The organism is Streptacidiphilus sp. P02-A3a, assembly GCF_014084105.1.
Classification (GTDB): Bacteria; Actinomycetota; Actinomycetes; order Streptomycetales; family Streptomycetaceae; genus Streptacidiphilus.
In genome coordinates this window covers 7049800-7073505 of the sequence record NZ_CP048289.1, presented here as the reverse complement: position 1 = coordinate 7073505, position 23706 = coordinate 7049800, and the positions used below count along the sequence as shown (strand labels likewise).

The following is a 23706-nucleotide window of genomic DNA, read 5'->3' as shown; positions in this document are numbered from 1 at the left end:
TCGCATGCCCTGATAGCGACGATGCATCCAGACGGCCCGGCACCGTCGCGGCTGTCGAGGCGCGGTCACGACAACCGTGGGGTGGCCGCACCGGTCCCGGGTTCCGGTTACTCGGTTGGCTCGGGTCAGTCGGTGGTGGGGGGTGGGCGGCGTTCGTGCCAGAAGCCCTGGGCGGCGGCTGCGGTCAGGGTCAGTGCCACGAGCAGTTCCGCCCAGAAGAACGCCAGGTAGTCCATCAGCGCGCCGGTCGGTGGGCTGCCGGGGGCGGCGTTGCGCATCCCCACCAGGGCGAAGAGCGTGGCCGCCATCCATCCCAGTGCGGGCCACACCAGCCCTCGGCGCTGGCTGACCACGATCCACCCGGCGCCCAGGACCGACAGCGCCAGCGCCCACATCGCCGCCATCATGAACCAGGCCAGGAAGTGGCTGGAGCGCGACCGGGTGATCCGCTCCTGGAGCGAGACGCCGCCGTCGCTCTCGTCGCCCGAGCGCGCGGTGAGGGTGAAGAACGGGTCCGCGTCTACCAGGGTGAGTGTCAGCGGCACCGACCGGTCCCCGGCCACGGCGGCGAAGCCCACGTCGGCGCTGTAGCGGTCGAAGGGGTAGTCCGAGACGGTTCCCCCGTAGAGGCCGACCGCCATGTCCTGGGCCGGGACCGGTACTCCCGCCGGGAGGGTCAGGATCGGGGTGGTCGGCGACAGGGTCCGCACGACGAGATCCTTGGACAGCAGGTCGCTGTCGCCCTGCGCGTAGGAGCCGCGCGGGACCAGGGCGACCCGCAGTACGGCCCGTTGGCCCAGGGGGTCGACTTTCTGCACGGTCACTTCCACGTCCACCCGGTCGGCCACCGAACGGTCCCCGACGGTGTGGCCGGTCCGGTGGGCATCGCGCTCGTTCAGGTACAGCAGCAGGCCCGCCGTGCACAGCGCCGGCACCAGCAGCACGCACAGCAGCCGGCCCAGCCACCGCCGTGCCGCCCCGACCCGGGATCCGCGCCTGCCGCCCGATCCTGCTCCTGTCACGATGCCCTTCCTCGCCTCGATGTGCCCAACGGCCCCGCGCGGAGGTGGAGCGGGGCGCGCGGGACGCGGGCGGGTGTCCGGTCGCGGTGTGCTTCCGCGCTTCGGGGGAGGGGGCTACTGGTGCGCGCCGCGCCGGTTGCGTCGCAGTCGCACGAGCACGGCGCCTGCGGCGAGCAGAACCAGCCCGGCGGTGCCGACGACGGGGTGTGAACTGGCTCAGCAGCAGGGCGAAGTTCTTGTTCTCGCCCTGGTGTCCGTTGACCAGGCCGGTCCGCGCGTCCCAGGCCAGGTCGGCGCCCTCGTCGAACAGGTCCTGGGGGTTGCCCGGTGGGTCGAGTCGCCAGTCGCGGGACTTGCTGCACAGCCAGCCCCAGATCTTCTTCGCGATGGTGTAGACGAGCACGGCCGCGGCGATCACCACTCCGGCCGGTGGGCAGACCGTGGCGACCATGGTGCCGGTCAGTGAGACCACGGCGACGATGCCTGATTCGAGGTCGCGGCTGTTGACCGCGTCGGCGATCGAGAGCGCGTCCCCCAGGCCGGGGAGCGCGCCGACCACCGTCTTGGCGACGTCCTCGGCGGTCGTGGCGGTCAGCCCGTCGTGGACGGTGTTGGCGGTGGCGACCTTCTCCGCGAAGCCGCCGATGGCGTCGGCGTACTTCGTCGCGCCCAGGGCCCGTACCGCCGCGTCCTCGCTCTTCTCAGCGATCTTGGTGGTGACCTGCGACCACGCCGTGGCCACGCCGCGCGTCCGTGGTGCCGGCTTGGCCGGGTGCAGCGCGGCGACCAGGCCCGGGTCGTCCCTGACCTCCTGGTCCAGGGCGGCCGTCAGCTTCTCGATGTCGGGCAGGACCGCGTCGACCTGCCCCTTGGTCATCGCGCAGTGACCGGTGGCGTGTTCGACGCAGTCCTCTTCGAGGGCCTGTTCCCACTCGGCGGGCGCCAGGTTCTCCCACAACGACATCTGAAGAAACGCCGCTGCCCCTTCGAGGAGAGGGGACAGCGGCACCGATCAGCCGACTCCGGCCACAGACGGGCCTCCCCACGGGCGCACCGGCGCCGCCATCGGCCCGCGGTGGCCGATCTCGGCGCGCCGTCGGCCGCACCCGCGCCGCCCTGGCCACCCAGGGCGACACCGACTGGACACCACCCCCGACCACATCGAGGAGGGACGCGCCGTCTCCGCACTCCTGGCCGACCCCCACGCCCGCCAGGTCCTGCGCTCGGCCCACGCCGACGAAGAATCCTCGGACATCCTTGACGCCCTCGACCAAGCCCTCCACATGCGACGACGAGCACGACTCGGCGGCATGCTCCACGAGTACCAACATGCCGTCTGGCCAGCCTGGGTGAGGTATTCGGCGCGTACAGGATGCTGTCGCCCGATTCGGGTCTCCGACGAGTGAATCTCCGGTAGAGGGATTCACGACCAATCCACACACCGCCTCGCTGCGAATCATCCATGGCGGCCGGGATGTCCGGCAGGTGTCCCACCGCCCCCGGGCTCGGGGTTCGTCTCACGGGTCCGGGAACAGCGTACTGAGTTTCGCTCCCTCTGCTCCGGGGCGCCCACCTCCCGGGCGGTGCCCCGGTACCGCCAGGTTCACATACTCGAAAACGGCCGTCACGCCCCCGTCACGAGTCGCCTGGCGGGTTGTCCCCGCTTCCTCCATGGAAGCGGGGACAACACCATGCTTTCCCGCGGACCGCGCCCTCGCCCGGCTGTCCCGTCAGCGCTCACCTCTGTCTGCGGCTGGAGGCGGCCCGGATCGTCTGGGCGGGGGCGAGACCAATCCGTTGGGGGCTCGGTGGCGAAGTCAGGAGGTACCGCCGGGAGGCTGGTACGCCACCGGTTGGATGACCTTGTGATGGAGATGGGGCGTGATGGGCGAGGAGAATCTCGATACCCGGTTGCTCGCTGAGTTGACCGAGCAGTCGCAGGACCTGAACAGCGACGCGGTGCGGATCACGCGTGACGCGCTGTCGGAGTTCGGGCAGGAGCGGGAGCCCGCGCGGCGTTGGTGGCAGCGTGGGGGAGCGGTGGCGGCGGTCGCGGGTGGTGCGGCGTTGTGGGGGGTCTCGCGGGCGGCGGCCGCGTCGGGTGGCGATGTGATGGCGTTGCAGACGGCGGCGTCGATCGAGAACCTGGCGGTGAGTGTGTACACCACCGCTGCGGGTCTGCCGTTCATCAAGGACGGCAACAAGACGGTTGCGGCGTTCATCGCCAAGACCACCAGTCAGCACCAGGCCCACGCGCAGGCGTTCAACGCCGCGGTCACGCAGGCGGGGGGCAAGGCGCAGACCGGGCCCGACCCGAAGTACGCGGCGGTGGTCAAGCAGATGCTGCCCTCGATCAAGGGCCCGGGGGACGTGGTCAGTTTGGCGATCACCCTGGAGGACGTGGCGGCGCAGACGTACACCAGCTACACCTCGAAGGTCTCCGACGCCGCGTTGCGCAAGCTGTTCGCGTCGGTGGCGCCGGTGGAGGCGCAGCACCGTGCCACGTTGCTGGCGGTGCAGGCGCTGCTGGCCGGTGGTGACGCGTCGTTGATCGCGATCCCGACGGACCTGGCGAAGCTGCCGGCCGCGGCGGGCAGCGTCGGGTTCCCCGACGCCTTCTATTCCACGAAGAACGCTTCTCCGATCAGTGAAGGGGCTGTGCAGTGAGTGCAGGCAACGGTGGCTGGGAGCTGCCGATCTCCGAGGGCGAGCTGTCGCGGTTGACCCGGGAGCTGGACGAGGCGCACCAGGAGTACCTGCCGCGGATGCACGCCGCCGCGGCCGACCTGACCGAGGAGTTGCGCGACACGCAGCCCACGGCGGCGGGGGTGGAGCGGTTGCGGATGGGTTCGCGGCGCGGATTCCTGCTCGGCGCGGGTGGCGTGGCAGCGGCGCTGGCGTTGGCTGCCTGCTCCAGCAGCAGTTCGCCCAAGAGCCAGGACGCGACGCCGAGCGGTGCGGCGATGTCGGGTTCGGGTGCGCCGTCGGCGAACAGCCTGTACACGGGTGACTTGCAGGTCGTGGCGTTGGCCACGGCGCTGGAGAATCAGGCGGTGGGTGCCTACGCCGCGGCGCTGGCGGCGGCCAAGGCGGGCAAGCTGGGGACGGTCCCGGCGGCGGTGGGGACCTTCGCGACCACCGCGATGGCCCAGCACGCCGACCACGCCAAGGCCTGGAACGCGGTGCTCACGGGCGCGGGCAAGCCCGCGATCACCGGGGTCCCGCTGTCCAACCAGCCCGCGACGCTCAAGGCCCTGGGCGGTGCCACCAGCGCCGGCGCGGTCGCCCAGCTCGCCCTGGACCTGGAGAACCAGGCCGCGCAGACCTACCTCTTCGCGACCTACAACGTCTCCAGCGCGGGCGGCATCGCCACCGCCGCCAGCATCGCGCCGGTGGAGGCCATGCACGCCGCCATCCTCAACTTCGTCCTGGGCCAGTACCCCGTCCCCGACGACTTCCTGCCCACCGACAAGGCCGCCAGCCCGACGCTGCTCACCGTCTGACGGCCCCGCAGACGACCTCCGTCCGTCGTGAGGACAGGGAGGACGGCGGTTGCCGGTGCGCCGCCACCACCTGACCGGAGGTGGCGCACCCTCTCCCATGCGTGGCCAGCAGGTCCTGACCTTCGCCAGGACCGTTCCCTCCCAGATGAGGACTTCGTCATGCGCACGTTCGGTTCGGCACGCCGCGACAGCGGGCGCGCTCGTCCGCGCGGTGGCCGGTTGCGCCAGCGGCGGCTCCCGGGTCAAGGCCGCAGGACAGCCCAGTGGGATGTCGGCTTCGGGTGTCGCCGGTTCGCAGATCGTGAGTCGACGTAGAACCCCACGCTCACCCCCTGCGCCTCCAGCGCCACTCCGGCACCTGGTTCTGCCCCGACTGGCCCACCGCCGCCCACCTGCCGGGAGGTCCCGGCCCGTCGGGCCCGGCCCGTCCTTGACTCCCGTCACCCGCGCACCCGCTGCCGCCCGCGAGTATGGTCGAAAGATCGTGCGAGTCCGTGATGCGACAGCCTGGCCAGGGCTCGGTGTCCGGGCCGCAGGCGGCGTTGTCGGCGCTGGTGCCGACGGCTCCCATGGACTGGACCACGCCCAACTGGGCGCACGGTGCGGCGAACTGGCGGTTTCCCTACTGCGCTCCGTGGCCGCTGTGGGAGATCGCGCCGTCCAGGGTGCGGCGGGTGGCGGCGGCCGTCGTGAGGGCGTCGGCGACCGGGTCGCCGCGCATGTGGTCGGTGATCGACCAGCCCACCACGCGTCGGCTGAAGCGGTCCGGCACGGTCGCCGGATGCGGGAACTCCCGCTCCCCGAGCGGGAGATACACGGTGGCGCGGACCTGCCCGCGCAGGTGCGTGCCGACGCTGCCGAGCCCACCGACCCGTACCTCGACGCCGGTAGTGGAAGGGTAATTACGGCAGGATTGTGGCCCTTGTGACGTTCCTGCGGCGGCTGCCAGGATCTGACCCGTGACCGTTACCGATGCGCTCGCAGCAGCAGCAGGGTCGGCCGAGTTCGTCGAGGCCGGTCTCGCCGGTGCCCCCGACGAGCCGGTCCGGCTGTCCGGCCCGCTGCCCGGTACGGCTGGCTTCGGCTTCGTCTTCGCGCCGTTCGCCGACCTGACGGGGCGACGGCTGCTGGCCGCGCTCGACCCGATGGTCGGCCGGTCGGTCCGACTGATCGAGATCACGAAGGAGTTCACCGCGGCCACGGCCGCCGAGCTGGGCGGCCTGGCGGCCCGCGCGATGGTGCTGGAGCTCCAGGTGGCCCGAGCGGAGGGGCGACTGGCGGGCACGACCCCGCAGGCCAGGTTCCGCGACTTCGTCGCCGCGACCGGGACCCGGGTCGGCCTGAACCGGCTGTTCGCCGAGTACCCGCTGCTGGCCCTGCTGATCGGCCGCTCCTGCGTGAACGCCGTCGCGGCCATGGCCGAGCTGCTGACCCGGTACGCCGCCGACCGCGCCGAACTGGTCGACCGCCTGCTGGCAGGGCGCGATCCGGGACCGCTGGTCGCCGTGGAGCGGACCGTCGGCGACGCCCACCGGCGTGGCCGCCGGGTCGCCGTGCTGTGCTTCGCCGACGGCAGCCGCGTGGTCTACAAGCCCCGCTCGCTGGACGCCGACCGCCACTTCGGCGAGCTGGTCGACTGGTTCAACGCCCACTCCGGGACCCCTGGGTTACGCACACCGGCCCTGCTGACCCGACCGTGCTACGGCTGGGCGGAGTTCGTCGAGGCCCGGCCCTGCGCTTCCCGGGCCGAGCTGGACCGGTTCTACCGGCGCCAGGGCGCGCTGCTGGCAGTCGCCCACGTCCTCGACCTCACCGACCTGCACCACGAGAACCTCATCGCCTGCGGCGAGCACCCGGTACTGGTGGACGTCGAGACGCTGTTCCACCCACCGCTGCCCGATGGCCCCGCCGCCGACGATCCGGCGGGCCTCGCCCTGGAGGCGTCCGTCCAGCGGGTCGGTCTGTTGCCGCGACTGGTACTCGGGGACGAGGCCGCGCTCGACCTCTCCGGCCTCGGCGGCGGCACCGACCACCGCTCCCCGGTCGAGTCGGTCGGCTGGGAGGCCGCGGGCACCGACGAGATGCGGCTGGTCCGTCGGCCCGGCGCGGCCCGCGCCGGTGCCAATCGCCCCCGGCTCGACGGCGCCGACGCCGAGCCGGCCGCCCACGCCGAAGCGCTGGTGGCCGGTTTCCGCGCGGGCTACCGAACGGTTCTGACCCACCGCCAGCGACTGGCCGAGCTGCTGCGACGCTTCGCCGAGGACGAGGTGCGGGTGGTCACCCGGGCCACCCAGGTCTACGCGACGGTCCTCGCCGAGGCCGCCCACCCCGACGCGCTGCGCGAGCCGGGCGACCGGGAGGGTCTGCTGCGGCTGCTCGGTACGGACGCCGTGGAGGACCAGGGCTGGCCGGGACTGCTCGACCACGAGGTCGCCGAGCTGTGGGACGGCGACGTGCCGGTGTTCACCGCTCGCCCGGGCCACGCCGACCTGTGGAGCGGCACCGGCGCCCGCATCCCCGGCGCCCTCGACCAGCCCGGACTTGACCGGGTGGCGGACCGCCTCGCGGCGATGGACGAGGCCGACCGCGCCGCGCAGGAGCGGATCATGCTGACCGCGCTTGCCTGCCGTACCGCGGAACCGGCCCATCCCGCCGCTGTGCCCGGCCCACCGGCCGCCGGGGCGGGCCGGGCGGCCGGGTCGGGCGGGCCGGGCGAGCCGCCCGCTCCCGAGCAGCTGCTCGCCGCCGCCCGGGAGCTCGGCGACCTGCTGGTCGAGCAGGCCCACCGGAGACGGGGGCGGGCGAACTGGCTGGGCATCGAACTGCTCGGTGAGCGGTACCGCAGGCTCGGGGCCTGCGGCGCCGACCTGGGGCACGGATACACCGGAGTCGCCCTGTTCCTGGCCCAACTGGCCGCCGTCACCGGCGCGGATCGCTACGCCGAGACGGCGCGTGCCGCGCTCCGCCCGGCGCCTGAGCTGCTGGACCGGCTCGCCGCGCTCCCGGACGAGGACCTCGCCGCGGTCGGCTCGGGCGGCTTCACCGGGCTCGGCGGCATCCTGTACGCCCTCACCCAGACCGCGGCCGCCCTGGACGACGCCGAGCTGCGCGCCCTGGTCACCCCGGCGGCCGCGCTGACCGTCCGGGCCGCCGGTGCCGAGCAGCCGCTCGGCGTACTCGACGGCACCGCGGGCGGCCTGGCGGCGCTCCTGGCCGCGCACCGGCTGCGGCCCTCCGCCGAACTCTGGCGCGGCGCGAGTGCCTGCGCCGACCGGCTCGCCGCCGCCCCGGTCCCGGTCGTGCCCGCCTTCGCCACCGGCGCCGCCGGGATCGGCTGGGCCCTGCTCGGCTTCGCCGCCGCGGGCGGCGGCGCGCGGTACCGTCGGACGGGGCTGGCGATGCTGCGTTCGGCCGTGGCCGCGCTGCCGTCCGCCGGGGCGGACCTCTCCTGGTGCCGGGGCGCGGCCGGGGTGGCGCTCGCGGTCGCCGACCGGGACGAGGCGATGGCGGAGCTGGAACTGGCCGGGGCCGTCGCCGAGGCCGTCGGGCGCCTTTCGGGCGCCGGACGGCTGCCCGACCGCGGTCTGTGCCACGGCGAGTGGGGCGCACTGGAGCTGCTGCGCCGCCCGTCCACCCACTCGGCGCTCCAGGGCCGGGCCGCCGCTCTGGCCCGGCGCGGACCGCGCCGGGTAGCCGCTGGCGGGATCGCGGAGCCCGGGCTGCTCACCGGCGTGGCCGGCATCGGCCACGGCCTGCTGCGGCTCGGCTTCGCCGACCGTGTCCCCTCGGCGCTGCTGCTGCAGTCGTCGACCCATGACCCATCGCCGGCCCGGCCCGCGTGCCGCGCTGCGGTGCGACTCCGAGATCAGCCGAAGCGGAAGGCTACTCACTCATGAACACGACCGACCCCGTACAGCTCGGCAAGCAGCCCGCCAGTCTGCTCGGCGCCACCGCCGACCATCCGGCGGGTGAGATCCGGCTGCGGAGCAGCGGCCGACTCGGCCTCAGGTCCCAGCTGCTGCGCGGGCCGTCGGCCCCGCGCGACGGCGGTCCTTACACCTCCGTCACCATGCGGTGACCGCCCGTTCCCTCCCGGGCGCGCCGACCCGATCCGGGGGTGCGCCCGGGAGGCCCTGTGATGATCACCTTTCCCGGACGTTCACTATTCATGACAAGTGCAGCACAGTAGCCTTCCCAGGTGCGCAACAACTCGCTGAGCACCATAGGTCGCGAGGCTGAACGCCAGCTTCTGCACGATGTTCTGACTGGCCTTCACCGAAAGGCCGGCCACGCGGTCTTTCTGGTGGGGGAAGCGGGCATTGGCAAGTCGCGGCTGGCGAGTGACTGCGCCGAGCAGGCCGAGTCGCTGGGCCTGCCGATGCTGCGCGGACGCGGCAGTCCGACCAGCGCCGGGATGCCGTACCGCCCGCTGATCGAGGCGTTGAACTCCCGTTTCCGGGTCACGAGTATCCCCGACGACCCGGAGCTGGAGCCCTACCGTCCGGCCCTGAGCCGAGTGATCCCGGAGTGGCGGCACGCTGCCGTCCCCGGCTACCCCGAGAGCGCGGTCGAGCTGGCCGAGGCGGTGCTGCGGATGCTGGCCGTGCTCGGCCGGATCGATGGCTGCCTGCTCGTGCTGGAGGACCTGCACGAGGCCGACCTGGAGACCATCGCGGTGGTGGACTACCTGGTCGACAACCTGGCCGGGCTGCCCATCCTGCTGGTGGCCACGCTGCGGCCGGAGCCGGGGGCCGCCCTGGAGCTGGCCCGGGGCGCCGAGCGGCGCCGGGTCGCCTCGATGTCCGTCCTGGAACCGCTCGACGCCCCCCAGATCGGCGCCCTGGCCGCTGGCTGCCTGGAGCTGCGGGTCGAGCAGGTGCCTCAGGCCGTGGTCGAGCGGCTGAGTACCCACAGCAACGGAAACCCTTACCTCGTCGAGGAGTTGCTTGCCGAGATGGTCGGCTCCGGGGCGCTGCGGCAGGACGCCGGCGGCTGGCATGTGGTCGGCGACCTGACGGCCACCGTTCCCGCCAGCGTGGTCGGCGGCCTACGGCACCGGCTGCAGCAGCTCGATCCGCAGCTGCGTGACCTGCTGCTGCTCGCCGCCACCCTGGGCACCCGCTTCTCGCTCGGCACGCTCACGCTGATCACCGGGCGCGGCACCCGGGAGCTGCTGGGTGAGCTGGCTGCGGCCTCGGGCTTCGTCGTCCCCGACGCCACCGCCGTCGACCAGTACGCGTTTCGGCACGCGCTCACCGGGGAGGCCCTGCTCGCCGGGCTGTCCCCGGCCGAGCGGGCCGTGACCGCCCTCCGCGCGGCCGACGCGATCCTGGCCGCCGACCCGGCACTGTCCGACGGCCGCTGCCAACTGGTGGCGCGGCTGCGGGCTTCGGGCGGCGACGAGGCAGGGGCGACGCTTGCCTACGCCGAGGCCGGGCGCCGGGCGCTGGCCGGGGGCGCTTCCGCCACCGCCGTGCAACTCCTGGAGCGGGCACACCAGCTGGGTGCACCGGCGGACCGCACCTTCGTCACCGAGTCGCTGGTCTACGCACTGGCCGAGGCCGGGCAGCTGGACCGGGCCTTCGCGCTGGCCGAGTCGTTGCCGGAGGCCGGGGCCGGTGCGCTTGACATCGAGCGCCGGGTAGCCCTGCACACCAGGCTCGCTTGGGCGGCGGTGATCTCCGAGTACGCCGCCGACACCCTGGTGCAGATCACCGCCGCCCGCGCGCAGCTCGGCGGCTCCGGCGATCCCGGTCAGACCGCGGCCCTGGCCGTGGTCGAGGGGCATCTGGCGCTGCTGCCCGGCCACGGCGGGCCCCGGGCGGAGACCGAGCGGCTGGCCCGGGAGGCGGCCGAGGTCGCCGAGCGCGAGAAGCTACCGGTGGTGGCCTGCCAGGCCTGGCAGCTGCTCGCCCTGCTGGCCCGCGAGCGCGGCTTCGACCACGCCGACGCCTGCCTGGAGCGGATGCTCGCCGTCGCGGAGGAGCACGCCCTGCCGGTCTGGCGGGTGGAGGCGCTGCTGCGGCTCGGCGGGAACGCCTTCCTGCGCAGCGGCGACGCGCGTCGGATCCGGGAGGCCCGGGACGCCGCCCGGGACCTGGGCGCCCTCGCCCTCGCGCAGAACGCGGAAGGCCTGCTGGCCATGGACGCGGTGCAGCGCGCCGACTTCGCGACCGCGCGGGAGATCATCGAGCGCTGCCTGGAGCCGAGCGCCCGGATGCACAACCTCGGCAGCCACCGCTACCTGCTGCTGGTGGCCGCCACCCTCGCCGCCCACCAGGGGCGGCGGCGGCAGATGGAGCGGGAACTGCTCCGCTTCGAGCAGGCCGACGACTCCGCCTCCTCGCTCACCCCGGTCCTGTTCGGCCTGTGCCGGACGTTCTGTGCCCTCCTTGAGGAGAACCGCGCCCAGGCACTGGCGGAGCTGGCCACCGTGACCGCCTGGGTGGACCGGCATCCCAGCATGTTCTACCTCAGCGGGCAGCACGGCCTCGGTCCGCTGCTCGCCGTCCTCGCGGGCACCGCCGACCGTCGCGCGTACGAGGCGGTCCTGGCGGGGTCGGCGGCCGCGCTGGCGTGGAACCGGCAGTTCCTGGTGCTCGCCGACGCCATCCTGCTCGGACGCGAGGGCCAGGGCCGCAGGGCCTCCAGCCTGGTGGACCGGGCGCAGCAGGAGTTCCGGGGGTTCCCGATCGCCCGCCACCTCGGGCTGCGCCTGGTCGCCGAGGCGGCCATCGCCGACGGCTGGGGGGACCCCGTCGCCTGGCTGCGGACCGCCGAGGAGTACTTCCACGAGGCCGGTGTCCGCTCCGTCGCCGGCGCCTGCCGGTCGCTGATCCGGCAGACGGGCGTCTCGGTCGCGCAGCGGCGCCAGGGTTGGGAGCTGATCCCCGAGGGCCTGCGGGCGGTCGGCGTGACGCCGCGGGAGCACGACGTGTTCGCGCTGCTCGTGGAGCGCCTCGGGAACCAGGACATCGCCCAGCGGCTGTCCATCTCGCCTCGCACGGTGGAGAAGCACATCGCCAGCCTGCTTCACAAGACCGGCAGTGTGGACCGCGCGGAGCTGTGCCGCCTCGCCCGGGCACTGTGCGGGGACTGACCGGCCCGGTCCGGTGGAGTCACGGCTCCCGCGCCACGGGGGCGAGGAAGTCCGGGACGTCGGTGCCGAGGCCCTGCTCCTGTGCCCGGCGGCGGACCAGGTCGGCGACCGCGAGGTCGAGGACGCCCAGGCCGAAGGGCGAGAAGACGGTGAGGGCCTCGGGGTCGCGGTGACGGCGGCCGCCGGTGAGCACGGCGCCGATCGAGTCGGCGACGAAGTCGCGGTGACCGACCCGCTGTTCGGCCAGGTGCAAGGAGGTGGCCTCGCGGCACACGTGGTCGACGTCGTCGACGATGTTCACGCTGGACAGGATGGTCTCCGGGGTGAGGTCGCGCAGGGACAGGTGGAGCAGCAGCGTCCCGGGACGGCAGGGTGCCGGGTCCAGGTGCGGGGCGGAGGCCGTGGTGGCGATCGAGACCAGCCGGTGGGCCGCCAGGGCGTCGTCGATCCGCCCGGCGGTGCTGGTCCTGAGATCGGGCAGCCGGGCCGCGCACCGCTCCGCGAACGCCTGCGCGCGGGCCGGGTCGAGGTCGAAGAGGGTGACCTCGGCAAGGTCGGGCAGCAGGGCACGCAGGTAGGTGAGCACCTCAAGGTTGATCACGCCGCAGCCGATCAGCGTGACCCCGGTCTGCGGCTCCGGCGGGGCGAGCGTCGCGGCGGCGAGCGCGGCGCTGGCCGCCGTGCGCCGGGCGGAGATCGCCGAGCCCTCCAGCAGCACCTCCGGGTGGCCGGTGCGCATCGAGTTGAGGATGATCGCCGCCGAGGCGCGCTCCAGCCCGGCGGCCAGGTTGCCGGGGAAGGACGAGATCCACTTGATACCGGCGACCGGCTCACCGTCCCCGGGGTCGCCGGTGTTCCCGAGGTAGCCGGGCAGGGCGATGATCCGGTTGCGGGCCTCCTCGGGGAACCGCAGGAAGAGCGAGTGGGGAAGCTCGGTCCGGCCGCTCGCGTGCAGTCGGTACGCCCGGCTCACCGCCGCGACCACCTCGTGCCGCGCACCGTCGAGGACCCGCCGGACCTCACCGGCCGTCAGGATCAGCATGTCGCCACCTCAACCACCGGGGCGTTCTCCTTCCACAGGTGGGCGACGTCGCCGAAGTGCGTCGCGACCCAGTCGTCGTCGTAGATCGTGTCGAGGTAGCGCTCGCCCCGGTCGGGGAGGATCACGGCGCAGGTCGCGCCGAACGGGATCCGGTCGCTCATCCGCCGGACCGCGGCGATCACCCCGCCCGAGGAGCCGCCGGCGAGGATCGCCTCGCGGTTCGCCAGTCGGCGGCAGTTGACCACGCAGTCGAGGTCACTGACGTGTACCACCTCGTCCGCGAGGCCCTCCTGGTGGAGCGCCGGGCGGACGGCGGCGCCGTGGCCGGGGATGAGCCGGGGCCCGGGCTCGCGCCCGAAGATGACGCTGCCCTCCGCGTCGACGGCCACGATGGTCACCGGGAGCTGCCGCGCCCGCGCGTACTCGGCGCAGCCGCGCAGTGTTCCGCAGGAACTGGTCGTGCAGAACAGGTAGTCCAGGCCGCCGGGCACGGCCTCCCAGATCTCCTGCATGGTGGCGTGGTGCGAGCGCGGATTGAGCGGGTTCGAGTACTGGTCCGGGCAGTAGGCGTGCTCGGTCGCGGCGAGGATCTCGCGCACCCGCCGGATCCGCACCGGCAGGTACTCGCCGGTGACCGGGTCGGTCCTGGTGACCACCTCGACCTCGGCACCCAGGGCCCGCATGACGGCGATGTTCTGGCGGTTGGCGCGGGGGTCCACCACGCAGATGAAGCGGATCCCGAAGTACCCGCACACCTGGGCGAGCCCGATGCCCAGGTTGCCCGAGCTGGACTCGACGACGACCGACCGGCCGGGGACCACCTGGCCTTCGCGGATGGCCTCGCGCAGCAGCTCCAGCGCCGAGCGGTCCTTGATCGAGCCGCCGGGGTTGTGCGCCTCCAGCTTGGCGAACAGGCGGAAGCGGGCGGCCGGGTCGAGTCTGGTCAGCTCGACCAGCGGGGTTCGGCCCACGGTCTGGAGCACACCGGGGGGCACGGCGTCAGACGCCAGCATGAGCCCCGCCGATGGCGCCGCTGTCCATCCGTCGGCGCAGGCTCAGCGGCCGCATGTCGGTCCACACGGTCCCGATGTGCGCCAGGCACTCCTCGCGGGTCCCCCGGGTGCCCTCGGACCGCCAGCCGAGCGGCAGTTCGCGGTCCGCGAGCCAGATCGAGTACTGCTCCTCGCCGTTGAGCACGACCAGGTAGCTACGGGTGTCGGCGGCTTCCTCGGCCATATCGGCCCTCCTGCCCTCGGGGGTTCGGCACTGTGACGGGGCGAGCCTGCCGGGAGCCGGGGAACGGCGGCAAGAGACAAACGGGCAGCGGGGGGAGCACGCACCCTGCTGCTGTGTCCCTGGTGCCGCGGTCGTGCCCACCAGCAGGCTTCGCTGGGGCGCGGTGCGCGTCCGCGTGGACCCGTGGAGGTGGCCGGTGGAGATTGACGACAGTCGTGGCGGCGTGGACAGCGCGGCGGGGGTGTCCCGCGGCGCGTCGTTCGGGCAGCAGCGGCTCTGGTTCCTCGACCAGCTGCGGCCGGGCACGCCCGACTACCTGCTTCCGCTGGCGCTGCGGATCCGGGGCGACCTGGACACCGGCGCGCTGCTCGGCGCGCTCACCGCCGTCGTCGAGCGGCACGAGATCCTGCGCACCACGTACCGTCAGGACGGTGGCACGCTGGTGCAGCGGATCTCCCCGGATGCCCGGTTCCCGTTCGACCAGTCCGACGTCACCGGGACGCCGGAGGGTGCGCGCGAGGAGCGGTTCGCCCGGCTGATCGAGGACGAACTGCGGCTGCCGATCGACCTGGGCCGTCAGCCGCCGCTGCGGGCCGTGCTGGCCCGGGCGGACGCCGGGGACCATCTGCTGCTCGTGGTGGTGCACCACATCGCCTTCGACGGCATGTCCTGGAACCTGCTCGGAGCCGAGCTCGCCGCCGGCTACCGCGAGCGCACCGGCGGAGCACCGGCCGGCCTCGGGCCGCTCTCCGTGCAGTACGCCGACTTCGCCGACTGGCAGAGCAGGCGGCTCACCGACCGGAAGCTGGCCACCGGGCTGGACCACTGGCGCACCCGGCTCGCGGCGCTGACGTCGCTGGAACTGCCCACCGACCGGCCCCGGCCGGCCGTCTGGGACGGCGCCGGTGACGCCGTGCGCTTCGAGCTCCCCGCCGAGGTCATGGCCGCGGTCGAGCTGCTCGCCCGCCGCCACCGGGCGACCCGGTTCATGGTGCTGCTCGCCGCCTTCCAGGCGGTGCTCGCCCGGTTCAGCGGCCAGCAGGACATCGCGGTCGGCACCCCGGTCGCCGGACGCGGCCTGCCCGAAGCGGAGCGGCTGATCGGCCTGTTCGTCAACACCGTGGTGCTGCGCGGGGACCTGACCGGTGAGCCGTCCTTCCGGACCCTGCTCGGCCGGGTCAAGGCGGACGCGCTGTCCGCCCTCAGCCACGCCGAGACGCCGTTCGAACTCGTGGTGGACGAGCTGGCGCCGGAGCGCGACCTCGCCCGCAACCCGCTGTTCCAGGTGTCCTTCTCGCTGCGCACCGCGCCGCCGGAGCCGATCGCGCTGCCCGGCCTCGACTGCGAGCTGGTCCGCACCCCGCTGACCGGCTCGCCGTTCGACCTGGTGCTGGACACCGACGTGCTGCCCGACGGGCGGCTCAACGCCCGTCTCCAGTACGCCACCGCGCTGTTCGACCGGGCGACCGCACAGCGTCTGGCCGACGCCTTCCGGCTGCTGCTCGACGCCGTCCTGGTCGACCCGGACCTCCCGCTGCACCGCGTCGGGCTGCTGACCGACCAGGACCGGCAGGCCGTGGTCGAGAAGTTCAACGACACGGCCGTCCCGATGCCCGAGCGGACGCTGCACGAGCTGTTCGCCGAGCAGGTCGCGCGCACCCCCGGGGCGGTCGCCCTGCGCTGCGCGGAGCAGGAACTGACCTACCGTCGCCTGGACCGCCGGGCGAACCACCTGGCGCACCGGCTGCGCGCCCACGGAGTGGGCCCGGAGAGCCTGGTGGGCGTCAGCCTGCGCCGGGGGCCGGAGCTGGTGGTGGCGCTGCTCGCCGTGCTCAAGGCCGGCGGCGGGTACCTGCCGCTGGCCCCCGACCACCCGCCGCTGCGGCGCGGCAGGCTGCTGACCCGGGCCGGCGCCGAGCTGCTGATCGCCGACGGCGAACCGGTGGCGGGCTGGAGCGGGACCGTGCTGGCGGTGGAGGAGGGCGAGCGGGAAGCAGCGCCCGGATCCGGCGCCGGACCGGACAACCTCGCGTACGTGATCTACACCTCGGGCTCCACCGGTGAGCCCAAGGGCGTCGTGGTGACCCACCGCAACGTGGTCAACTACGTCCTCTGGTCGGCCCGGACCTACCTCTCCGACGGCGCGGGCACCCCGCTCTACTCGTCGGTGGCCTTCGACCTGCCGGTCACCTCGATCTTCCCCGCGCTGCTCACCGGCGCCCCGGTCACGCTCACCCCCGACGACGGCACCCCCGGACTCGACGGCCTGGTCCAGCTGCTGACCCGGGACCGCTTCGACCTGCTGAAGCTCACCCCGACCCACCTCGGGCCGCTCGGACGGGAGCTGTCCCCCGCGGCGCTGCGCACCGGGGCGCCGCACCTGGCCGTCGGCGGCGAGCAGCTCACCGGCGCGATGCTGGAGCCATGGCGGCGGCACGCCCCGGACACCGTGGTGTTCAACGAGTACGGTCCCACCGAGACCACGGTCGGCTGCGCCACCCTCGCCCTCCTGGCGCACGAGCTCGACCCGGGCCCGATGGGGATCGGCGTACCGATCGACAACACCACGCTGTACGTGCTCGACGCCGAGCTGGACCCGGTGCTGCCGGGCGCCGTCGGGGAGCTGTACATCGGTGGCGTCCAGGTGGCCCGCGGCTACCACGGGCGGGGCGACCTGACCGCGGAGCGCTTCGTCCCCGACCCGTACGCCGCGGTCCCCGGTGCCCGCTTCTACCGCAGCGGCGACCTGGTCCGGCACCGCTCCGACGGCCTGCTGGAGTTCATCAGCCGCGTCGACACCCAGATCAAGGTCGCCGGATTCCGGGTCGAACCGGCCGAGGTGGAGGCGGCTCTCGCCGAACACCCGGACGTGCGCGAGGCCGCGGTGAGCGCCCACGGCACGGGCGACGCGGCCCGGCTGGTCGCCTACCTGGTCCCGGCCGGGGAGCAGGCACCGCAGGTGGCCGAGGTCCGCGCGCACCTGGAACGGCTGCTCCCCGCCCACCTGGTGCCCGCGTTCTACGTGGCGCTGCCCGAGCTGCCCTTCACCACCAGCGGCAAGGTGGACCGCAAGGCGCTGCCCGACCCGGGCGGCGCCCGGCTGGTCCCGACCGCCCACCGGGTCGCGCCGCGCACCCCGCTGGAGCAGGCGGTGGCCGCCGTCTGGTGCGAGCTGCTCGAACTGGCCGAGGTGGGCGTCGACGACGACTTCTTCGCCCTCGGCGGCAACTCGCTCCTGGCCACCCGGCTGGCGTTCCGGCTCCGCCAGGTGGTGTCGGCCGAGGTTCCGCTGGCGGAGGTGTTCGCCGCCCGTACCGTCGCCCGCCTCGCGGAGGTCCTCGGCGCCGTCGCCGACGCCCGGCAGGCGCCGATCACCGCGGGTGGAGCGGACGGACCGCTGCCGCTCTCCTTCGCCCAGGAGCGCCTGTGGTTCCTCGACCGCCTGGCGCCCGGCGCCACCGACTACCTGGTTCCGATCGCGCTGCGGCTGCGCGGCCCGCTGGACCCGTCGAAGCTGACCGCGGCGCTGGACGGCCTGGCGAGCCGTCACGCGGTACTGCGCACCAGGTACGAGGAGCACGACGGCGAGCCGGTCCAACTCGTCGACCCCGACGCCCGGATCCCGGTGGCGGAGCGGGCGGTCACCGAGGAGGAGGCCCTGCGGCTGATCCGCGCGGACTTGGAGGTCCCGTTCGACCTGTCGGCCGGTGCCCCGGTCCGGGCGATGCTGCTGCATGTCGGCGACGACGACTGCATCCTGCTGCTGACGTTGCACCACATCGTGTCGGACGGCTGGTCGGTCGAGGTGCTGGCCGACGAGCTGGCGCGGAACTACGCGGGCGAGGCGGTCGAGCCGTTGCCGGTCCAGTACCCGGACTTCGCCCGGTGGCAGCGCGAGCACGCCGCCACCGCGGAGTTCGCCGCCCCGCTCGCGCACTGGCGGAAGCGGCTGACCGGGCTGCCCCCGCTGGAGCTGCCCACCGACCACCGTCGCCCCCGTCTGCGCGACCCGCGGGGCGACCGGCTCGCCGTCGAGCTGCCCGCCGGGGTCGGCTCCGCGGTCGAGGAGTTGGCCCGCCGGAACGGCGCGACCCCGTTCATGGTGCTGCTCGCGGCCTTCTACACCCTGCTCGGCCGGTGGAGCGGCCAGCAGGACCTCGCGGTCGGCACGGCGGTGTCGGGCCGCACGCGGTCCGAGACGGCGCCCCTGATCGGGTTCTTCGCCAACACCCTGGTACTGCGCGGCGACCTCGGCGGACATCCGAGCTTCACGGCCCTGCTCGGCCGGGTCCGCGAGATGGCGCTCGACGCCTACGGCCACGCCGACGTGCCGTTCGAACGGATCGTCGAGGAGCTGATGCCCGAGCGCGACCTGTCCCGCAACCCGCTGTTCCAGGTGATGTTCGAACTGCGCCCGCCCAGGGGCGAGGTGTTCGCCCTGCCCGGGCTCCGGGTCGAGCAGCTCGCCGTCTCCTGGCCGGTCGCCAAGTTCGACCTGATGCTTTCGGTGCAGCCGCAGGCCGAAGGGGTCCTGCGCTGCGTCTTCGAGTACGCCACCGCGCTGTTCGACCGCGGTACCGTGCAGCGGATGGCCGAGTACTACGGGCGCCTGCTCGCCGCGCTGGTCCGTGAACCCGACCTGCCGATCGAGGACGTCGAGGCGCAGGGGGGCGCGGAGCGGGAGCTGCTGGTCCGCGGCTGGAGCGACACCACCGTCGAGCGCCCCGCCCGCTGCCTGCCCGAGCTGTTCGCCGAGCAGGCCGCCCGCACCCCCGACGCGCCCGCCGTCGTCTTCGGCGGGCACACCCTGAGCTACGCCGACCTCGACGCCCGGGCCACCAGGTTGGCGCACCACCTGCGCGCCCTCGGCGTGCGTGCCGAGACGCCGGTCGCGGTCTGCCTGCGCCGTGACGCCGACCTGGTCACCGCCCTGCTCGCGGTGCTCCGGGCCGGTGGCACCTACGTACCGGTCGACCCCGCGCACCCCGCGCACCGGCGCGCCTACGTGCTCGCCGACAGCGGCGCGGCCCTGCTGGTCAGCCAGTCCTGGATCCGGGACGAACTGCCCGGCGCCGGGACCCGGCTGCTGCTGCTCGACGAGGACCGGGAGCTGATCGACCGGCAACCGGACGCCGGGCCGCCGCCGCTCGACGCCGCCTCGGCCGCGTACCTGATGTACACCTCCGGCTCCACCGGCCGTCCCAAGGGCGTGGTGATCAGCCACGCGGCCATCCGCAACCGGGTGCTGTGGACGGTGCGCGAGCACGGCCTCGGTCCGGCGGACCGGGTGCTGCAGAAGACCACGGTCGGCTTCGACGCCTCCGTCTGGGAGTTCCTGGCCCCGCTGGTCTGCGGCGCCGCGGTGGTGGTCGCCGCCAACGACGTGCCGCGTGATCCGGCCGCCATGGTGCGGGCGGTGGCCGACCACCGGGTCACCGTGCTCCAGCTGGTGCCCTCGGTGCTGCGGATGCTGGTCCAGCAGCCGGAGCTGCGCGACTGCGCCACGCTGCGGCTGGTGTTCTGCGCCGGTGAGCCGCTGCCGGTGGAGCTGTCCGACCGGCTGCTCGGCATGCTGCCGGTCACCCTGGTCAACACCTACGGCCCCACCGAGTGCGCCATCGACGTGACCTCCTGGCGCTACGACGGCCGGGAGGCCGGCGAGAACGTGGCCATCGGGCACCCGATCGACAACACCCGGATCCTGGTCCTGGACCCGGGCGGCGGCCTGGTCCCGGTCGGCGTCCCCGGCGAGCTGTGCGTCGCCGGGGACGGCCTGGCCCGCGGCTACCTCGGCCGCGGCGACCTGACCGCCGAGCGCTTCGTCCCGAACCCGCACCCGGCCGCGCCGGGCGAGCGGATCTACCGCACCGGCGACCGGGTCCGTCGCCGCGCCGACGGTGTGCTGGACTACCTCGGCCGACTCGACCGGCAGGTCAAGCTGCGCGGCATCCGGATCGAGCCCAGCGAGATCGAGGCCGTGCTCTGCGAGCACCCCTCGGTCGCCGCGGCGGCCGTCGGCGTCTACGGCGAACAGCAACTGGTCGGCCACGTCGTCCCGGCCGGGGACCTCGAACCGGACCCGGCCGCCCTGCGGGCCCACCTCGCGTCCCGGCTGCCCGACCCCATGGTGCCGACGGTGCTGCGGGTCCTGGCCGCGCTGCCGCTCACCGCCAGCGGCAAGGTGGACCGCGACGCGCTCCCGGGCCTGGACGGACTGGACGAGGCGGGGGGCTACCTCGTGCCGCGCGACGCGGCCGAGCAGACCGTCGCCGAGGTGTTCGCCGAACTCCTCGGCCGCGAGCGGGTCGGCGTGCTCGACGACTTCTTCGCCCTCGGCGGGCACTCGCTGCTGGCCACCCGGCTGGTCTTCCGGCTGCGGGCGGCCTTCGGTGTCGAGGTACCGGTCGCCGAGGTCTTCTCCCGCCGCACCGTCGCCGCCCTGGCCGAACTGGCCACCGCCCCGGGCACCCCGGCCACCGACCCGGCCGGAGCGGTGGTGCCGGTGCCGCGCGGCGGCGCGCTGCCGCTCTCCTCCGCCCAGCGCCGGATGTGGTTCCTCGACCAGCTGGAGCCCGGCAGCTCCGAGTACCTGGTGCCGCTGGTGCTGCGGCTACGCGGTCCGCTGCACACCCGTGCGCTGACCGCCGCCCTGGACGACCTGACCTCCCGCCACGAGGGGCTGCGCACCCGCTACCTGGCGCCCGGCGGTGAACCCGCGCAGGTGATCGATCCGCCGACGGCACTCGGCGCCGTACCGGTGGACCTCTCCGGTCTCCCGGCGGGCGAGGCCGCCGCCCGCGCCGGGGAACTGGTGCGGGCCGAGACCGCCCGGCCGTTCCGCCTCGACCAGGAGCCGCCGCTGCGCGCCCTGCTGGTCAAGGTCAGCGAGGAGGAGCACCTGCTCACCCTGACGGCCCACCACATCGCGGTCGACGCCTGGTCCGTCGACCTGATCACCCGGGACCTGGGGCTGCTCTACCGGGCCCGGGTCGCCGGCGGCACCCCTCCTCCCCCGTCGCGGATCCAGTACGCCGACTTCGCGGCCTGGCAGGACCGCTGGTCGCGGGGCGGGCTGCCGCAGACCCAGCTGGCGCACTGGCGGGAGCGGCTCGGCGGGCTCACCCCGCTGGAGCTGCCCACCGACCGGCCCCGCCCGGCCGTCCGCGACCCGCGGGGCGACCTGCTCGCCGTCGCGGTGCCCGGAGAACTGGCCGAGGCCGTGGCGGAACTCGCCAGGAGCCAGGCGGTGACCCCGTTCGTGGTGCTGCTCGCCGCCTTCGACGTGCTGCTCGCCCGCTACACCCGGCAGACCGACGTCTCCGTCGGCACGCCGACCGCCGGGCGGACCCGTCCCGAGGTCGAGGAGGTCGTCGGCTCGTTCATCAACACCGTGGTGCTGCGCGCCGACCTTGACGGCGACCCGAGCTTCGCCGCGCTGCTGCGCCGGGTCCACCTGGACGTGGTCGCCGCCTACAGCCACCAGGACCTTCCCTTCGAGCGCCTGGTCGACGACCTCCAGCCGGAACGGGACCTGTCCCGCAACCCGCTGTTCCAGGTGATGTTCGAGTTGCAGCACGCCCAGAGCACCCCGCTGCGGCTGGACGGGCTCACCGTCGAGCGGGTTCCCTCGCCCTGGCGGACGGCCAAGTTCGACCTCACCCTCTCGCTCGGCCGCCGCGCCGACGGCAGTCTGCACGGGCTGTTCGAGTACGCGACGGCGCTCTTCGACCGCGCCACGGTCGAGCGGATGGCCGGGCACTACCTGTCGCTGCTGCGCTCGGTCACCCGGCAGCCCGATGCCCCGCTGAGCCGACTGGCGATGCTCACCGAGGCGGAACGGGCCCGGGTGGTCCACGGCTGGAACCCGGCCGGGGCCGAGCCGCCACCGGCCTGCGTGCCGGCCCTGTTCGAGCAGCGCGCGGCCGAGACCCCCGGCGCGGTCGCCGTCGCCTTCGGACCGGCCTCCCTCACCTTCGCCGAGCTCAACGCCCGGGCCAACCAGCTGGCGCATCACCTGCGCGACCTCGGCGTCGATGCGGAGCGTCCGGTCGCCGTCTGCATGGAACGCGGCGTCGAAGTCGTGGTGGCGCTGCTCGCGGTGCTCAAGGCGGGCGGGGTCTACGTGCCGATCGATCCCGAGCACCCGGCTGAACGGCTGGCGTTCATGCTCGGCGACCTGGACGCCGGCGCCGTGCTGACCACGGGCACGTTCGCCGAGCGGCTGTCGGCCGTCGCCCGCTGCCCGCTCGTCCTGCCCGACACGCAGGCCGAGCACATCGCCGGGCTCCCGGACCGCGACCTCCCGGCGCAGGCAGGACCGGACCAGCTGGCGTACGTGATCTACACCTCGGGCTCCACCGGACAGCCCAAGGGCGTCCTGATCCAGCACGGCTCCTACGCCCACCACTGCCGCGTGATCGCCGAGTCCTACGGCATCGTCCCGGGCGACCGGGCGGTGCTGCTCTCCGCGCTCACCTTCGACGTGGCGATGGACCAGATCGCCGCCACCCTGATCGCGGGCGCGACCGTGGTCGTCGCCGACCCGCTGTTCTGGAGCCCGGCCGAACTCCCCGAGCGGGTCGCCGACCACGGCATCACCGTCATGGAGATCACTCCCGCGTACTACCGTGAGGTGATCCGGCAGGTCCGGCCCGGCGACGAACGACTACGCGGCCTGAAGCTGATGAACGTCGGCAGCGACGTGGTCACCGTGGACGACGCCCGCGCCTGGGCCGCCACCGGCCTGCCCGGACGCTTCCTGTGCAACTACGGCCCCACCGAGGCGACCGTCACCTGCGTCCTGCACCCGGTACCGACCGCCCCGCCGGGCCGCGGCGAGGCCGCCCTCCCGATCGGCCGCCCGGTCCCCGGCACCCGCGCCTACGTGCTCGACGGCGACGGCGAGCCGACGCCGGTCGGGGTGCCCGGCGAACTCCACCTCGCCGGGGTCCGACTGGCCCGCGGCTACCACCGCCGTCCCGGACTCACCGCCGAGAAGTTCGTCCCTGACCCCTTCGGCGAGCTGCCGGGCGGGCGGCTCTACCGGACCGGCGACCTGGTGCGCTACCTCGCCGACGGCACCATCGAGTTCCTCGGCCGGATCGACCAGCAGGTCAAGCTGCGCGGTTTCCGGATCGAACTCGGGGAGATCGAGGCGGTGCTGGCGCAGCACCCGGCGCTGCGCGCGGTCGCCGTCGTCGCCCGTGACGTCCAGCCGGGTGACCGCCGACTGGTGGCCTACCTGGTTCCGCACGGCACCACCGGCCCGGACGTCGCCGAAGTGCGCGACTGGGCCGGTGAGCGGCTGCCCTCGTACATGCTCCCCTCGCTCTGGATGCCCCTGGCCGACCTGCCGCTCACCTCCAGCAAGAAGGTCGACCGCAAGGCCCTCCCTCAGCCCGTCGTCGACCGGGAGTTCCTGGAACGCCCCTTCGAGGCACCGCGCGACCCGACCGAGGAGATCGTCGCCGAGGTGTGGGCGGACGTGCTCGGCATCGAGCGGATCGGCGTCAACGACGACGTCTTCGTCCTCGGCGCCCACTCCCTCCTGGCCACCCGGGTCCTCGCCCGCCTGGTCTCCGTCTTCGACGTCGACCTGCCGCTGCGCTGCCTCTTCGAGGCCACCACGGTGGCCGGCCTGAGCCAGGCCGTCATGGAGGCGCTGGAGGCACAGGTCGCCGCGCTGACCGACGAGGAGGTCGCCGCCCTCCTGGCGCGGGAGTGACTCCCCGAGCGTCCGCCCGCCGCCCCCACCGGGGGGCGGCGGGCGGACGCTTCTCCGCGGCCGGGTCGGCCGCGGGCCCT

11 protein-coding genes and 1 pseudogene are annotated in these 23706 nt (G+C 74.0%); 6 read left to right on the top strand and 6 right to left on the bottom strand.

The annotated features are described in order from the left end of the window. Window positions 1–125: 125 nt before the first annotated feature. Both GXP74_RS29675 and GXP74_RS42340 read right to left on the bottom strand, forming a co-directional pair. Window positions 126–1022 (bottom strand): DUF4436 family protein, encoded by an 897-nt coding sequence (locus GXP74_RS29675; protein WP_182454305.1) that lies wholly within the window; start codon window positions 1020–1022, stop codon window positions 126–128. A gap of 442 nt (window positions 1023–1464) precedes the next feature. Next, window positions 1465–1899: pseudogene (locus tag GXP74_RS42340) on the bottom strand (hypothetical protein); the annotation flags it as partial. Between the two features lie 1007 nt (window positions 1900–2906). On the opposite strand from GXP74_RS42340, the gene GXP74_RS29665 reads away from it, so the two are divergent. Both GXP74_RS29665 and GXP74_RS29660 read left to right on the top strand, forming a co-directional pair. After that, on the top strand, window positions 2907–3689 hold the full coding sequence (locus GXP74_RS29665; RefSeq protein WP_182456458.1) for a ferritin-like domain-containing protein: 783 nt from the start codon (window positions 2907–2909) through the stop codon (window positions 3687–3689). Then, a complete protein-coding gene (locus GXP74_RS29660) occupies window positions 3686–4525 on the top strand; it encodes a ferritin-like domain-containing protein (RefSeq protein ID WP_225448291.1) in 840 nt (279 codons plus the stop codon). The genes GXP74_RS29665 and GXP74_RS29660 overlap by 4 nt, the downstream gene beginning before the upstream one ends. A 622-nt stretch (window positions 4526–5147) precedes the next feature. On the opposite strand, the gene GXP74_RS29655 is transcribed toward GXP74_RS29660, so the two are convergent. Beyond that, window positions 5148–5342 (bottom strand): hypothetical protein, encoded by a 195-nt coding sequence (locus GXP74_RS29655; protein ID WP_182454303.1) that lies wholly within the window; start codon window positions 5340–5342, stop codon window positions 5148–5150. Window positions 5343–5484: 142 nt separating this feature from the next. On the opposite strand from GXP74_RS29655, the gene GXP74_RS29650 reads away from it, so the two are divergent. The 3 genes from GXP74_RS29650 (at window position 5485) to GXP74_RS29640 (ending at window position 11624) form a co-directional block, all read left to right on the top strand. After that, the gene (locus GXP74_RS29650) at window positions 5485–8421 is read left to right on the top strand and encodes a type 2 lanthipeptide synthetase LanM family protein (protein WP_182454302.1); all 2937 of its coding nucleotides are present in this window, start codon (window positions 5485–5487) and stop codon (window positions 8419–8421) included. Beyond that, window positions 8418–8603 (top strand): hypothetical protein, encoded by a 186-nt coding sequence (locus GXP74_RS29645; protein WP_182454301.1) that lies wholly within the window; start codon window positions 8418–8420, stop codon window positions 8601–8603. The genes GXP74_RS29650 and GXP74_RS29645 overlap by 4 nt, the downstream gene beginning before the upstream one ends. A 120-nt stretch (window positions 8604–8723) precedes the next feature. Beyond that, entirely contained in the window at window positions 8724–11624 is a 2901-nt protein-coding gene (locus GXP74_RS29640) for an AAA family ATPase (RefSeq protein WP_182454300.1), read from the top strand. A gap of 19 nt (window positions 11625–11643) precedes the next feature. Here the strand turns inward: GXP74_RS29640 and sbnB are convergent, their stop codons facing one another. The 3 genes from sbnB to GXP74_RS29625 are packed head-to-tail and all read right to left on the bottom strand — an operon-like array spanning window position 11644 to window position 13902. After that, the gene (gene sbnB / locus GXP74_RS29635; protein WP_182454299.1) at window positions 11644–12666 is read right to left on the bottom strand and encodes a 2,3-diaminopropionate biosynthesis protein SbnB; all 1023 of its coding nucleotides are present in this window, start codon (window positions 12664–12666) and stop codon (window positions 11644–11646) included. Further along, window positions 12660–13679 carry a 2,3-diaminopropionate biosynthesis protein SbnA gene (gene sbnA / locus GXP74_RS29630; RefSeq protein WP_182454298.1) on the bottom strand — a complete coding sequence of 340 codons (1020 nt, stop codon included), beginning with the start codon at window positions 13677–13679 and terminating at the stop codon, window positions 12660–12662. The genes sbnB and sbnA overlap by 7 nt, the downstream gene beginning before the upstream one ends. Further along, window positions 13666–13902 (bottom strand): MbtH family NRPS accessory protein, encoded by a 237-nt coding sequence (locus GXP74_RS29625; protein ID WP_182454297.1) that lies wholly within the window; start codon window positions 13900–13902, stop codon window positions 13666–13668. Before GXP74_RS29625 ends, sbnA begins: the two co-directional genes overlap by 14 nt. Before the next feature lie 196 nt (window positions 13903–14098). On the opposite strand from GXP74_RS29625, the gene GXP74_RS29620 reads away from it, so the two are divergent. Then, complete coding sequence (locus GXP74_RS29620; protein WP_182454296.1) at window positions 14099–23626, top strand: non-ribosomal peptide synthetase; 9528 nt, start codon at window positions 14099–14101, stop codon at window positions 23624–23626. Window positions 23627–23706: the final 80 nt, after the last annotated feature.

Coding starts and splice junctions, on each gene's coding strand:
- GXP74_RS29665 (WP_182456458.1), top strand. CDS start 2,907: ATGGGCGAGGAGAATCTCGATACCCGGTTGCTCGCTGAGTTGACCGAG.
- GXP74_RS29645 (WP_182454301.1), top strand. CDS start 8,418: ATGAACACGACCGACCCCGTACAGCTCGGCAAGCAGCCCGCCAGTCTG.
- sbnB (WP_182454299.1), bottom strand. CDS start 12,666: ATGCTGATCCTGACGGCCGGTGAGGTCCGGCGGGTCCTCGACGGTGCG.
- sbnA (WP_182454298.1), bottom strand. CDS start 13,679: ATGCTGGCGTCTGACGCCGTGCCCCCCGGTGTGCTCCAGACCGTGGGC.
- GXP74_RS29625 (WP_182454297.1), bottom strand. CDS start 13,902: ATGGCCGAGGAAGCCGCCGACACCCGTAGCTACCTGGTCGTGCTCAAC.